The 15,818-nt window shown below is 60.0% G+C and carries 3 protein-coding genes; 1 reads left to right on the top strand and 2 read right to left on the bottom strand.

What is annotated here, in order from left to right:
• Nucleotides 1-11 precede the first annotated feature (11 nt).
• The gene (locus FHT28_RS20290; protein ID WP_168597176.1) at nucleotides 12-962 is read right to left on the bottom strand and encodes a transglutaminase-like cysteine peptidase; all 951 of its coding nucleotides are present in this window, start codon (nucleotides 960-962) and stop codon (nucleotides 12-14) included.
• Nucleotides 963-1,220: 258 nt separating this feature from the next.
• Nucleotides 1,221-2,306: a hypothetical protein gene (locus FHT28_RS20285; protein WP_210255810.1), complete on the bottom strand. Its 1,086-nt coding sequence runs from the start codon at nucleotides 2,304-2,306 to the stop codon at nucleotides 1,221-1,223.
• A gap of 362 nt (nucleotides 2,307-2,668) precedes the next feature.
• Between FHT28_RS20285 and FHT28_RS20280 the strand changes: the two genes are divergently transcribed.
• Nucleotides 2,669-15,805, top strand: coding sequence for a VCBS domain-containing protein (locus FHT28_RS20280; RefSeq protein WP_168597174.1), 13,137 nt, complete (start codon nucleotides 2,669-2,671; stop codon nucleotides 15,803-15,805).
• Nucleotides 15,806-15,818: the final 13 nt, after the last annotated feature.

Raw genomic sequence — 15,818 nt, 5'->3', positions numbered from 1 at the left:
AGCGTGTTCGGCTAGTGAACCTCGCCTTCGCCGGGGACCACCTTCGTGAGCGGCACTGCGGCGACAACCCCTTGTGCACGAGGATCGCGCGAGCCGTGCAGATAGCCGCGACCGGTAACGATCGAATAGAGAGGCAGATATCCTGCAATCCGTTTGTCGGACAAGACCTCGTCGCGCATGTTGTCGAGGATAAGATTATTACCGCTGACGGAGACCGACAGGACGGCGTGGTAGAAATGCCGCTGCTGGTCGAATAGGACGACCAGTGTCATTTGGTCGAGATCGACGCCAGCCTCATAGAGTGCGGCCATCTTCAAGATAGCGTAGTCCTCGCAGTCGCCCTGCTGATGCGACAGTGCTTCACTTGGTTTCGCCCAGTAATCTGCCACATGATAGGTGTCCATGTCGCTGGCGTAGCGGATGGCATGGTTAACCGTGTAATTGACGGTATTAATCTTGTCGCGGATCGACGCGCCGGCAATCCTTGTTTCAGCCTCGGCGATGGCGCTTTCGGCTGCATTGCATCCACCCGCAGCGCAATCGAGCGACTTGCCGGACCGGATTTCGGCGAGCGGGCCGGCGAAATTGTCAAGCGCGGCAAGATGTTTGAACGGAATGGCGACGGTGCCGAACACTGAGTTGCCCAAAGGAGCGTTGCTCGGCTTTGTGGGAGGTACCGGCTCAGATGCAGTCCGGTCATTGTGCGGAAGGCCGCCCGGCGCAACCGCGAGGCTCTTGTTCAATGCCGCGGCGTCGATGCCGCTGATGGCCTTTGCCGCGTTTCTGAAGGTTGGCGCGAAGAGATCGATGGCACTATCGACCAGTGGGTCCTGGAAAAGCTTGACAACGGGGCTGACGGTATCGTCGGTCGCCGCCATGCTAATGGTCGGTGACGAAAGACCGAAGGCAAAGGAAGCTGCGGTAAGTGCTGAAAGTATATTTTTCCTGTTCTTGTGTGCCATTAGCGCTCAACTCTCCCTGATTGAGAGAATATTGCGCGATATTCCTGAATACGGCGTTCGAATACATGGATAAATTAAGTATAAATTAAGGGATCAAATAAGTATAAAATTGTACGGAATGCAATGGAAAGTCATTAAGCATGATCTCGACAGGGGTAACGAAGTGATCCACCCTGACGTAGGAGTGGATAACGCAGCTCTGCCGTCATGGTGGCAGCGGGTCTCAGTGTCTATTATGCTCAATGAAGCCCGTCTGCTTCAGAACGACTGTGAGGGTTGTGTGGAAACCTTCAGCTTGCCATCGTTGATCGTATTGATCACCATTCTGCGCTCCACCTGACCGGTGGCATTGAAGCGGAAGAGCCCGGTCGTGCCACGGAAGCCGACCTTGTTCCTCAAATTGCTTGCAGTGATGGCTTGCGGCCCCTGGGAACGGATGAGGCCCGAGGCGATCGCCATGGCGTCGTAACCATAGGAGCCGTAGGTCGTCAGCGGGCGATTGAAATGGCGCTGGTAGCGCTCGGCGATGAGCCCGCTGCTTTGCGTGTCGTCCGTCGCGATAAAAGCGCCGGTCACAGCCGGCGTCGCATAGACCGATTGCGGCCAGTTGTTGGTGCCGACCAGCGCCTGGCCGGGAATGGCTGCGCTGCGCGCGGCGCTTGCCACCGCGCCGATTTCCGGGGTGTTGCCGAGAATGACCACGATTTCGGCCGACTGAATGAGCGGTCGGTTCTTGGTGAAGATATCGGCGGACTGATCACTCGCGCCGTAACGGCCAAGGCCCATGAAGGTGTTGCCACTGTTCCAGAGGGCGTTGCCTAATCTCGTAGCGTCGGATTGGGAAAAATCAGCAGGCACCAGCGCCGAAACCTTTTTGTGGCCCGCAGGTGCTGCCGCCTTCACGCCCTCCGTCGCGCTGTCGATTTCATCCGAGGCCAGATTGAAGAGGTCTCCGCCGGTTGCTGCACTCGCAAGGTTAAGCAATGGGGGACGCTGGGCGGGTGGAATGGCAGCGATGGAAGCCGTCTCGGCCGGCGGCAGATAACTGACGATCAGGGCGGCATTCCGACCCTTGGCCGCCGTGACCTGTGCGACAACGCCGGCAAGTCCCGGGCCGACATTCTTAACGCGCAGCCGAACTTGATTGTTGCCGAGTTCACCGACGCCAAGCACTGCCCCGTCGCGAACATCGCGGGCCGGACCTTCATAGAGACCGGCGGCACCCTTGCGCAGCAATAGCGTGATTTCCGTGCCGCTGTCGCCGCCATAGGTCTCTTCAATGGCAGTGGACGGCATTTTTATCTCGTCCTTCTTGCCGTTGTTCTCCAATCCGACGCCGTCCATCTGACAGCCGGCGAGGCCGGCACAGAGGATGAAGGTTGCACTGCGTGCTGGTCGCCCATGCGGTCTTCGCTGCAGCCACTCGGACAAAAAACTTAACGAAAGGCTGATCGCAAACGGCACAACTACTCCCCCCGATTCTCAACGTCAGACTGCAACAGCCTATAACGTCGCATTAGCACACCGCGGCTGACGTAAAGTCAAGCAGTACACTTAACAAGGTGTTCTTTAGGTGAGTTAACCATTGGTAAAATAATTCTGCGACGGTGCATAACCGGCTATATCAGCGAGGTTAACGAAGTATTGCAATCAACCGGTTCCCGTAATTGATTGCGGCACATTACGAAACACCGGGAACCAGATCCATGGACGACTTGCGCATTTCGACCGTAGACCACGAAGCTGCTTCGCATGATTTCGCATCAGGTGGCCGGGATGCGAGCATTGCAGCCGATATCAGCTCCGATCATTTGCTGCCGTTGTCGCAGAATGCTGATGTCGCTGCGTTCGAGGTGGCACAAACCGAGGAGCAGCAGGCGAATGGCAAGACGGGGCGCCTGAGCGCCAACGACCCACAAAACGCCGTCGCTCGTCAGCCGGTCCAGATCGTGCCCGACAATGGCAATGTGGTCCATCTGCCGCCGAATACCTCCATCGACGACATTCATGTCGAGGGACGTAATCTTGTTCTCGTCCAGGCTGACGGTACGCGCATTATCATTATCAATGGAGCGCTGCACGTTCCAACCTTCCTGATCGGTGAAGTCACACTGCCGCAGCAGGCCGTCGTCGCCGCACTGCAGCAGCAGGGTATCAACGTTGCTGAAGGTCCCGACGGTTCGGTTCACGCCGGCAATAGCACGGATTCCGGCCACCAGTTCACGGACAGCCAGGCTGGGAATGCCCGTACGCCGCTTAACCTGATTGGCCTTCTCGGTCCCGGCGACATAATCGGCGGCGGTAACGGCGCCAATCTGTCCGGCACCCAGACTCGTGTTCCGTTCATCGATCAGCAGGCGACCGAAACGGCTTCGCTGATCGAAAGCGGCAGCAGCACTGGCGCCTTCCTTACGACCAGCAGCACCGGCCGCTTCGGCTTCGGCGGCAATAATGCCGCGATCACGACCGTCACGCTGGTCGGAGAGGCAGAAATCACCGGCAGCGGCACGCAGCAGCTGTCGGGTCTGACCTCCGGCGGCATTCCCGTTGTCGTCACCCAGAGCGGACAGACCGTCACCGGCGTCGCCAATGGCCTCACCGTCTTCACGCTGGTCTTCAACGCTTCGACCGGCGACTATACTTTTACCCAGCTCGCTGCCCTGGACCATCCTCGGGGTGCCAATGCGTCGAGCGATGTGCTTCAGCTTCAATTCCGGTACACGGTCTCCGACACGAGCGGCCATATCGTTGCGTCAGTCGCGAGTGTCGACATTACAGACAGCGTGCCGGTTGCGGCCGCAGGGACTGCGGGTTCGGTCACCGAGGCGGCCCTGGCTTCTGGCAACGCAGCCCTAAGCCATGACACGGGCGCAGCGGCGGCCACCGGCTCGCTTAACATTTCCTGGGGCGCAGACAGCTCAAATAGCAACCAGGCAGGCCTCGGCGATCGCTCGGTTGCCTTCACCAGTGCAACGGTCGCGGCGCAGGGCCGGGATGGTGAAGCGCTGAGTTCGCATGGTCTTGCCGTCCATACGGCGCTGCTGGCCGACGGCACTCTGGTTGGTTACACCGGCGAGGCCGCTCCGACGGCGACCTCCGCATCCAACATCGTCTTCTACGCGACGGTGTCGGACACCGACAATGGCCACTACAACTTCACCCTCGTGCAGTCGCTCGATGACGCCAAGGGCTCGGACGCCATCAAGCTGACTTTCGGTTACACAGCAACCGATTCTGACGGCGATAGCGCCACGAACACCTTCACCGTCACTGTCGCCGACGACAAGCCTGTCGCGGCCACCGGCGATGCAGGCTCGGTCACGGAAGGCGCGTTGGCAAGCGGCAACGAGAACCCGCATGTCGGGACCGACGCCGTCACCACCGGCTCGCTCAACATCTCCTGGGGTGCCGACAATGCCAACACCGACCAGTCGGGCGCCGGCGATCGTTCGGTTGCCTTCACCAGTGCAACGGTCGCGGCGCAGGGCCAGGATGGTGAAGCGCTGAGCTCGCATGGTCTTGCCGTCCATACGGTGCTGCTGGCCGACGGCACTCTGGTTGGTTACACCGGTGAGACCGCTCCGACGACGGTTGCAGATGCCAAGGGTGTGGTCGGCTCGAACATCATCTTCTACGCGACGGTGTCGGACACCGACAACGGCCACTACAACTTCACCCTCGTGCAGTCGCTCGATGACGCCAAGGGCTCGGACGCCATCAAGCTGACTTTCGGTTACACAGCAACCGATTCTGACGGCGATAGCGCCACGAACACCTTCACCGTCACTGTCGCCGACGACAAGCCTGTCGCCGCAACCGGCGATGCAGGCTCGGTCACGGAAGGCGCGTTGGCAAGCGGCAACGAGAACCCGCATGTCGGGACCGACGCCGTCACCACCGGCTCGCTCAACATCTCCTGGGGTGCCGACAATGCCAACACCGACCAGTCGGGCGCCGGCGATCGTTCGGTTGCCTTCACCAGTGCAACGGTCGCGGCACAAGGCCAGGATGGTGAAGCGCTGAGCTCGCATGGTATTGCCGTCCATACGGCGCTGTTGGCCGACGGCACTCTGGTTGGTTACACCGGTGAGGCCGCTCCGACGGCGATCTCCGCATCCAACGTCGTCTTCTACGCGACGGTGTCGGACACCGACAACGGCCACTACAACTTTACCCTCGTGCAGTCGCTCGATGACGCCAAGGGCTCAGACGCCATCAAGCTGACTTTCGGTTACACAGCAACGGATTCTGACGGCGATAGCGCCACGAACACCTTCATCGTCACTGTCGCCGACGACAAGCCTGTCGCCGCAACCGGCGATGCAGGCTCGGTCACGGAAGGCGCGTTGGCAAGCGGCAACGAGAACCCGCATGTCGGGACCGACGCCGTCGCCACCGGCTCGCTCAACATCTCCTGGGGTGCCGACAATGCCAACACCGACCAGTCGGGCGCCGGCGATCGTTCGGTTGCCTTCACCAGTGCAACGGTCGCGGCACAAGGCCAGGATGGTGAAGCGCTGAGCTCGCATGGTATTGCCGTCCATACGGCGCTGCTGGCCGACGGCACTCTGGTTGGCTATACCGGCGAGGCCGCTCCGACGACGGTTGCAGATGCCAAGGGTGTGGTCGGCTCGAACATCGTCTTCTACGCGACGGTGTCGGACACCGACAACGGCCACTACAACTTCACCCTCGTGCAGTCGCTCGACGACGCCAAGGGCTCGGACGCCATCAAGCTGACTTTCGGTTACACAGCAACCGATTCTGACGGCGATAGCGCCACGAACACCTTCACCGTCACTGTCGCCGACGACAAGCCTGTCGCCAGCGATGTCACCGTCGGCACAGGCAGCCTTTACGACACGGCGGCTGAGCAGATGTCGCTCCGCCCAATCGTCGAGCTCAGCGAAGAGCCGACACCGTCGGAGGGCGCCACCGACACCGTCAGTGGCGGATCGGGAAGCCTGTTTACCGCCGGCGCTGACGGCTTCCAGCAGGTTACCTTCACGGATCCGACCGGCCTCAAGGGCATCTACATCGATGTCAATGGCGTCGCTCACAAAGAAGGTCTGTCCTATAACACCACGACCGACAATCTGGGCAACACGATCTACACCGCAACCGGCAAGGAATCGGGCCATGTCCTATTCACACTGACCGTCGGTGCTGATGGCAGCTACACCTATGTCCAGTCCGGCGCTTTTGCGGATGCCAAGGGCTCCGACAACGAGAATTTCAAGATCTCCTTCGAAGTCACCGATGGTGATGGTGACAAGGCAATCGGCTCGCTGATGCTCAACGTCGCTGACAGCCTTCCGGTCGCCAATAATGTGACAGCAGACTCGGGCGTCCTCCACGATACCGCGTCGGCCTCCTCGGGGACGAATGCACCTTCCGTCAAGTTGCTTCTCGAGCAGCCAAGCGAGGGCGCGACGCCAACGGATGGCACCAAGAGCAATGCCGACGGCGTGAGTGGCGCATCGGGTAGCCTGTTCACGACCGGGGCCGATGGCTTCGCGCGGCTGACTTTCAGCAATCCGACCGGGCTCAAGGCCATCAATATTGGTGAAAACGGCGTCGCGCACACGGAAGGACTGCATTACAGCACCTCGAGGGACGATTCCGGCAACACGATCTACACGGCGACCGGCAGGGATTCCGGCCACGTCATCTTCACGCTAACCGTCCATCCCAACGGCAGCTACACCTATGTCCAGTCCGGCGCCTTTGCTGACGACAAGGGCTCCGACAACGAGAATTTCAAGATCGGCTTTGAAGTCACCGATGGTGACGGCGACAAGGCAACGGGCTCGCTGACGCTCAACGTCGCCGACAGCCTCCCGGTCGCCAATAATGCTACGGCTGATCGCCTCGTTAACGAGGATATGCTCCCCGGGGGCAATTCCGACCAGGCCGACGAATACAACAGCGTCAGCGGCGCATCGGGCAGCCTGTTCAACATGGGCGCAGATGGGTTCAAGCGGGTCACGATTGCTCATTCGGATCTGCCGCAGCTGACCACGATCTATACCGATGCGGATGGCGTCGCGCATCAGGAAGCCGTGATCTGGAGCAAAGCGCCGGTCGCTGACGGCAGCACGACCTGGGTGGCCAGCAGCGCGCATCATGAGACCGTTGCCACGCTGACCATCAATGCCGACGGCTCCTACACGTTTTCGACTGGTGCGCCGCTCGCGCATCCGACCGCGCAAGTCGACGAAGAGACCCTGTCCCTGACATTCAACTTCACGGTCACCGATGGTGATGGCGACAAGGCTACGGGTTCGCTGACGGTTGGTGTCAAGGACGATGTGCCGATCGCCCATACGGTCGACAGCACTGCCTCGCCGCTCAACGACGACGCCCAGATCGGTGGAAATCTGGACGCCAACGACGCCAACGTGCATAGCGTCTCGGGCGCTGCCGGTGCGTTGTTCAGCGCTGGTGCTGACGGTTTTGCAAGCGTCTCAATCGATCAGTCCAGCCTGCCGGCTTTGAAGGCGATCTACGTCGATGCCAACGGGTTCGCACAGCAGGAAGACGTTACCTGGGGCAAGCCGACGATTTCCGGCGGCGCGACAACCTGGATTGCTTCCAGCGCAAATCACGAGACCGTCGCCACGCTGACCATCAATGCTGACGGTTCCTACACATTCAGCACAGGCGCGCCGCTCGTCCACCCAACCTCCGGCACGACGGAAGAAGGCTTGCCGCTGACCTTCACCTTCACGGTGACCGATGGCGACAATGATACATCCACCGGCTCGCTGACCTTGCATGTCACGGATGACGTGCCGCTGGCACACACCGTCAGTGTGACCGGGGTGACGCTGAACGACGATGCCCTAAAGGGCGGAAATCCCGACACAGTTGGCGTAACGGACACCGATACGGTCAGCGGCACGAGCGGCACGCTCTTTACTGGTGGCGCGGATGGCGTTCATCAGGTCACGCTCGGAGCGACGACCGATTTCGGCGCCATCTATACCGGCAAGGACGGATTTGCGCATGTCGAGTCGGTTGTTTGGGGCAGCCCGACGACTGCGGCAGGCGGTGAGACGATCTGGATCGCGACTGGCAAGGATAGCGGCCAGACGGTCGCGACGCTGACGATCGGCACGGATGGTTCCTACAGCTTCACGCTCAGCGCGCCGGTCGCTCATCAGGCAAGCCAGACTGCGGAAAATACACAGGATCTGTCCTTCAACTTCACGGTCACCGATGGCGACAGCGATACAGCCAGCGGTTCGCTGACGGTCACCGTCAAGGACGACGCGCCGATCGCCTTTAAGGTCGATACCGCATCAACGCCGCTCAACGACGATGCGCAGGCGCATGGCAACCTGGATGGCGCCGCCGACGCGAAGACGATCAACGGTGATGCCGGGGCTCTGTTCTCTGCCGGTGCCGATGGCGTCATGAGCGTATCGATGGACAATCTGCCGACGCTGAAGGCGATCTATCTCGACAGCCATGGCATCGGCCATCAGGAAAACGTAAGCTGGACCTCGTCTGCGACGAACGGTGTGACGACCTGGACGGCAACCGGCGCCTCCAGCCATGCCACCGTTGCGGTTCTGACGATCAATTCGGACGGTTCCTATAGCTTCACCGCTGATGCGCCGCTTGTTCATTCGGCGTCGTCGACGACCGAAGATAGCCTGACGCTGAATTTCGGCTTCACGGTTACGGATGGCGATGGCGATACGGCAAAGGGCTCGCTGGCGATCGCCATCACCGACGACGTTCCCGTTGCCTCCGGCGCAACCGTCGCGGCCAGGGCCGACGAAGGCGACATTTACAATCTCCTGTCGCATGGCAACAGCGCGCTCGACGGCACACATGGCGGATCGTCCTCGCAGCCGGCACTGTTCGGTCTCGGTTTTGCGGCCACGGTATCCGGCTCCGTTGCGTCCACCGTCTCCTTCGGTGCCGATGGCGCAGCACCCGGCGGCGGCTTCAGCTTCACTGCCAATGCGGCATCGACACTTGCCGCCCTGCATCTGACTTCGGGTGGCGGCGCGCTCTCCTATGCCGTCGTCAACAATGTGATCATCGGCTATGTCGATAACGATCACCACAGCGGCTACAATCCGTTTCTCGACCGCCCGGTCCTGTCATTGACGCTGTCCGGCGATGGCAGCTTCACTTTCCAGCAATACGATCAGCTCGACAATGTCGCGGGTCCCGGCAACGATCTGCGCTCCGGCAATAGCTCGATCTCGGCCATCGACTTCGGTTCCGTCATCCAGGCAACTGACGGCGACGGTGACAGTGTGACGCTGACCGGCGCTTTGAAAGTCACGATCGTCGACGACATGCCGAAGGTCGATCTGGCCCTGACTGGCTCGATCACCATCGACGAGAGCGGCAGCGGCGACAACGACGTAAGCGCCACCTATGCAGTTAAAAGCCTGTTTGCCGGCATCGCCGGCGGCAGCGATCCACACATGTCGACAGTCTACGCACAGCATAACGTCGTCTCTCCGTCGGTTTCGATGGGTGCCGACGATGCGTCGGGCGCGACGAGCAGCCTGAGGCTTCATATCGACAATGCCGACTCCGGCTTGACGACGACGGCAGGTCAGGCGATCACGCTTTCGCAGCTTGCCGATGGCACGGTTGTCGGCAAGATCGCCGATGGCGAAATCGCCTTTGCGATCCGCATCGACAACAGCGGCAAGGTCAGCATCGCCCAGTACATGGCGCTTGCTAACCCGAACACGTCAAAGTCGGATGGCGACACGGTTGATCTCACCGGTAAGCTCTCGGCGGTTCTCAGTGCAACCGATAGCGACGGCGACACCGTCGCCAGGTCTGTTTCTATCGGCAGCAGCATTCATTTCGACGATGCCGGCCCTTCGATCGATGGTGGCATTTCGGCAAAGACGCTTGTCGAGCACGATCTTTTGACCAATTCGGGTTCGCTGTCGCCTTCGGGCATCAGCACCGGCGATGTTGCGCTCAATCTCGCCTTCGGCGCTGACGGCCCGGCCGCCCATGCTGCTACCTTCGTAGCGCAATCGAACGGCAGCTATTTCACCGCGAGCTACGGCAACAATCAGACGCTGGATGCGACAAAGCTAAGCTCTGGCGGCCACGCGCTGTCCTACTCGCTCAGCGGTGACGGCATGACGCTGATCGCCTATACCGGCAGCGATGCCGCCGACCAGTCGAGCTGGGTCTTCAAGGTTGCTCTGTCTCAAGACGGTAGTCACGCCAGCGGTGCCTACAACTTCACGCTCTATAAGGGGCTCGACGACGTCAACGGTCAGGTCAACCTCGCGGATATCAAGCTAACCTTCCAGGTTGCTGGCCATGACGGCGACGGCGACACGACGAACGGCACACAGAGATTTACGATCGATGTGATCGATGATGTGCCTACTCTGGTTGATCATTCCTCCGTTTCCGCAAGTGTTTCGGAAACGGCGATCAATGCGCCGATAGTGACGACGGGATCATACATAATCGATTTCAGCACGGTCACCCCAGCTGCTGCGGGCCTGACGATTACTGAAGGCAGCGTTGGTCACGGCCACGCTGGTCAGTCGTCTAACAACGGCGATATCGTGCTCGCATCCAACGCGGGGACGACGTTCGTCGTCACCCAGATGGACATAACTGAGTCCACGCCGGGTCATTCCCCAACCCAGCCAGTCACTATCATCGGCATCGGGGCGGATGGCAAAACTTATACCACGACGTTCACGCCAACTAACGGCAATACGACTTTTTCGGTTACCGCGGGGTCCCCTCTTTACAACGTACAGCTGACGTCAATTACAGTTTCTCCGCATGACGCCGCCCGGGCGATCACGCTCGACAATATCCATGTCACAGACACCACGACGACACCCACCAATGCCCCCGCCGAGACGACTCTGGATCTGACCTCACTGGTGCATGCCAGCGCCGACGGCCCGATGGCCTGGTCGGTGAACGCGATCACCGCCGGAACCTCTTCCGGCAACCTGACCGGTGGAACCGGATTGACCTACAACGGCACAGCCATCACGCTTGCCAGCGCCGATGGGCACACGATCACCGGCTCGGCCGGAGGCGTCACGGTCTTTACGTTGACTGTCGATCCTACCAGTGGTCATGCCACGTTCGACCTGTACCATCCGATCGACGGCGGCAAGACGCTGCCGCTCGACTTCTCGAAATATCTGACGGCGACGGATTTCGACGGCGATTCCGTCGCCTTAGGCAGCGGTTCCGCAACCATCGTCGTTCAGTCGGCGACGGACAGCCTTCCGACGATCTCTTCGGCTAGCCTGGTGTCAAGCGTCAGCGAAAGCGGCTTACAGGGTGGAACGGGGACGGCCGGCGTCGCCAACGTCCATTCGGGTAGTATTGCGATCACCGCGGGCGATGCACCTTCGACGGTGACGATCGGCGGCCATACATTCAATGTTGGCGCAGTCATCGCTCATGGTGATGCCAATGCCAACATTCAGGGCTCTTATGGAACGCTACATATCGTCAGCGTCACCGCAACGGCCATCAATTACGTCTATACGCTGACCGCGGCAACTAACGGCGCGAGCAATCATGACGACTTCGCGGTTAAAATCAGCGACGCGCCGATTGACGGAGAAAGCCATACCGCGACACTGACCTTCAACATCAGCGACGACAAGCCGATCGCAAGCACCGTTTCGCTTGGGTCTATGCTTGAGAACGACAACCCAACCTTTACTCTTGCTGCGGGCACCATCGCTTTCGGTGCCGATGGGGCGGCTGCGAGCGGTGCGATCCATGTCGATAGCGTCAAGGCCACGGGTGATCTTGCCGGCTTGACGTTGAGCCCGTCGATGATCTCGATCGACGCAGGCCATGTGACTATCACACCCGGAACTGCATTCGATGCCCTGTCAGTTGGTCACACATCGATCCTGTCGATCGGATATACCTTGACCGATGGTGACGGCAGCAAAAGCAGCGGTACGTTCAGCATCAAGATCAACGGCACGAACGATGCTGCGGTGATCATGGGTGACGTGTCTGGCAGCGTGACGGAGGCCGGTGGCGTCGATAATGGGACGGTCGGGGTGCCCGCGGCGAGCGGGGTGCTTTCGGCGACGGACGTCGACAGCAATCCTTCGTTTACGGCGCAAAATAACGTGGCGACGAGCTACGGTCATTTCACGATCGGCGCTGACGGTCACTGGAGCTACCTGCTGGATAACAGTAACAGTGCCGTCCAGGCGCTGAACAGCACCGGCAGCAACACGAAGCTGCACGACATCGTCACGGTGACGACGGCGGATGGCACGTCCCAGCAGATCGATATCACCATCAACGGCACGAACGATGCACCGACGATTAAGCTTATCGGTAACGACAGCGCCATTGGCAGTGTGACTGAGACTGGTATTGGTGTGGCCGACGACACCGCTCACAACACGGCGACCGGCCATGTGACCGGCGCTGATGTCGACAGCCCGTCGATTAAGTGGTCGCTGGTCGCCGGCAATGGCCAGACCGGCAATATCGACGGCTCCGTGACCGGTGCTTACGGCACGCTGAGCGTCGATCAGAACGGCAACTGGACCTATCACCTGGATCAGTCGAAGGCCGATCCGCTTACGGCTTCGAGCCATCCACAGGAAAGCTTTACGGTTCAGCTGAGCGATGGTCAGGGTGGTATCACGACGCAGACGGTCGTGGTGACGGTCAACGGTACGAACGATGCTCCGACCATTGCGCTTGTCGGTAACGATAGCGCCGCCGGCAGCGTGACCGAGGCTGGTATTGGTGTGGCCGACGACACCGCTCACAATACGGCGACTGGCCATGTGACCGGCGCTGATGTGGATGGCCCGTCGATTAAGTGGTCGCTGGTCGCCGGCAATGGCCAGACCGGCAATATCGACGGCTCCGTGACCGGTGCTTACGGCACGCTGAGCGTCGATCAGAACGGCAACTGGACCTATCACCTGGATCAGTCGAAGGCCAATCCGCTTACGGCTTCGAGCCATCCGCAGGAGAACTTCACAGTTCAGCTGAGCGATGGCCAGGGTGGTATCACGACGCAGACGGTCGTGGTGACGGTCAATGGTACGAACGATGCAGCGTCGATCTCCGGCACGGCAAGCGGCTCGGTCACCGAAAATGGCCAGTTGACGGCCACCGGTGTGTTGAACGTTGCCGATGTGGACTATGGCGAGAACCATTTCCAAACACCATCGTCGCTGAATGGGACCTATGGTACGTTCACATTTAATGCCACGACCGGGGTTTGGGGCTACGCGCTCAACAATTCCGCGGCAAATGTGCAGGCATTGAACGCAGGCCAGACTGTTACGGACAAATTGACAGTTGCCTCCGTGGACGGAACGGCTTCACAGGATATTGTTGTGTCCGTCCACGGCGCAAAGCAACCTGTGTCGGCGCCAAACATCATCGGCGTTACCGACAACTACGGCCCGATCCAAGGCAACCTTGCGAATGGTGCGATCACCGACGATACCACCCTTGGTATCCGGGTGAGCCTGAGCGGAACCGGTGCCGTCGCTGGGGATACGGTGCAGCTCTATAACAATACGACTGTGCTTGGCACGGCAGTCATCTTGACATCGGCGAATATCAGCAGTGGGTACGTCGATATTGCCACACCGACGCTGAAGAATGGATCGACTTACAACTTCCGGGCCTCGATCACGGATGCCGGCGTACCAACCGCGCTCTCGCCGAGCGACGTCTATGATATCAAGATCGACACGACTCACCCGACACTTGTCATCACGCAGAATAGCGGCGTCATGACTTTCACCTTCAGTGAGGCGGTGTCTGGGTTCAATATCAATGATGTCACTCAAAATAATAATTACTCACTATACGACTTCAATCATGTCGGCGTGAATGCCTCCGGTCAGGACATCTATACAGCGAGTATTTGGAACTGGAACAACGGCTGGAAGTCTGCCTCAGTTTCGGGAGACAGCTATGCCGATCTTGCCGGCAACGCCGGCACAGACAGCAATGTGGTGAATTTCAAGCCTGCCGGTATGTCCGGCCAGGCGATCAATCTCGCTCTTGGCGATCCGTCTAACCACGTCGGTGCGGTGACGATGAGCATTGCCGGAGTACCGGCAGGCTGGACGCTGAGCGAGGGCACGCACAATGCCGATGGTACCTGGTCCGTCGTGACGAATAATCCGTCGTCGCTGACGGTGACCTCGCCCGATGGTGTAACCGGCGCGGTGGTCCTCCAGATCACAGAGACCTGGATCAATGCGGACGGCACAACCGGTATGGCCACAGTGGCGGACAATGTCGAAGCCTATGCCAAGGGTTCGCCGATCTTCGCCTGGTCGGGCGACGACACGCTCACCGCATCGAGCGGCAACGACACGCTGGTCTTTGCAAATACTATCGGCGAGGACGTCGTGCACAACTTCGATGTGGCGCATGACAAGATCGACCTAATCGGCTTTGCGGGCTTCGACAGCTTCGCGGACGTTCTGGCCCATCTGTCGAGCGATGCATCCGGAAGTGCCGTCATCACGCTAGGCAATGGTGAGACCATCACCTTGGCAGGTGTCAGCGCCGCGGCTCTTACGGCGGATGACTTCCTCTTCAACGAAGAGGTCATAACACACAATGCCGGGGACATGGTGGTCGCCAACGGAGCGCTGATGCCGTTCAGTGGCACGCTCGACAACACCGGCAGCATCCATCTCTCTTCGACCGGAAGCGAGACGGCCTTCGAAATTGTCCAGCACGGCCTCACGCTGACCGGCGGCGGCACGGTGATCTTGTCCGACGATGCGCACAACGTCATCTTCGGCAGCGGTGACAGTGTCACGCTCACCAATGTTGACAACATTATCTCGGGTGCCGGTCGGCTCGGCGATGCTCACCTGAGCCTGGTCAACGAGGGCACGATCATTGCTGACGGCAGCCACGCACTTGTTATCGACACTGGCGTGAACGCGGTGAACAACACCGGCATGCTTGAGGCGACCGGGGCTGGTGGCCTCGACATACACAGCAGCGTCATCAATGAGGGCGTACTGTGGGCGGATGGCGGGAACATTGATCTCGAAGGCAATGTCAGCGGCCGCGGCACGGTGTTGCTGTCGGGTCACGCCAGCCTCGAAATCGGCGGCTCGTTCAGCCAGGCGATCAGCCTCAGCACGGACGCCCAGGCCACCATCACCATCGATCACGCTGTTGCTTTTACCGGCACGATCGCAGGTCTCGATGGCAACGATGCCTTGCGGTTCGGCGACATCTCCGCTGCAACGGCAAGCTTCTCCTATACCGAGAACGCGGCAAAAACCGGCGGCGTGCTGATCGTCACCGACGGCGCCCATATTGCCACCGTCGGCCTAACTGGCGACTACTCGGCCAACGACTTCTTACTCAGCCACGACGGCGCCTATGCCGAGATCGATTTCAGAGGTGTCGGCCAACTCTACGGCACCGACGGCAACGACACGTTGACGAGCGGCGGCGGCTACACGATGACCGGCGGCGCTGGCGCGGATACCTTCGTGCTCGATGCCAAAGCCCTGCACAACCTGAACATGGCCGATGTCATTACCGACTTCAGTCCGAAGGGAGAGGGCGACAAGTTGGATGTCTCTAACCTTTTGAACGCGCTGGTCGGCGATCATCCGGGCATGACCGAGGCGAGTGCAGTCGCGTCGATGACGGCGGCGGTCGACACAGCATCCAATTCAACGAAGATCAGCGTCAACACCGGTTCGGAGACCCATGTGGTGGCCACGCTGCAGAACTACACGCCAGCGGGGCACGACGCCGTGCATGTGCTGTTCAATAACCACGACGAGCAACTTGCCACCCATGCGCAGACCGCTGGCGCCTGACGCCTTTTTGTCG

This window comes from Rhizobium sp. SG570, assembly GCF_012275345.1.
GTDB classification, from domain to species: domain Bacteria; phylum Pseudomonadota; class Alphaproteobacteria; order Rhizobiales; family Rhizobiaceae; genus Rhizobium; species Rhizobium lusitanum.
Note: the sequence above shows the minus strand (reverse complement) of the source record. Positions and strands in the feature narration are given on the sequence as shown.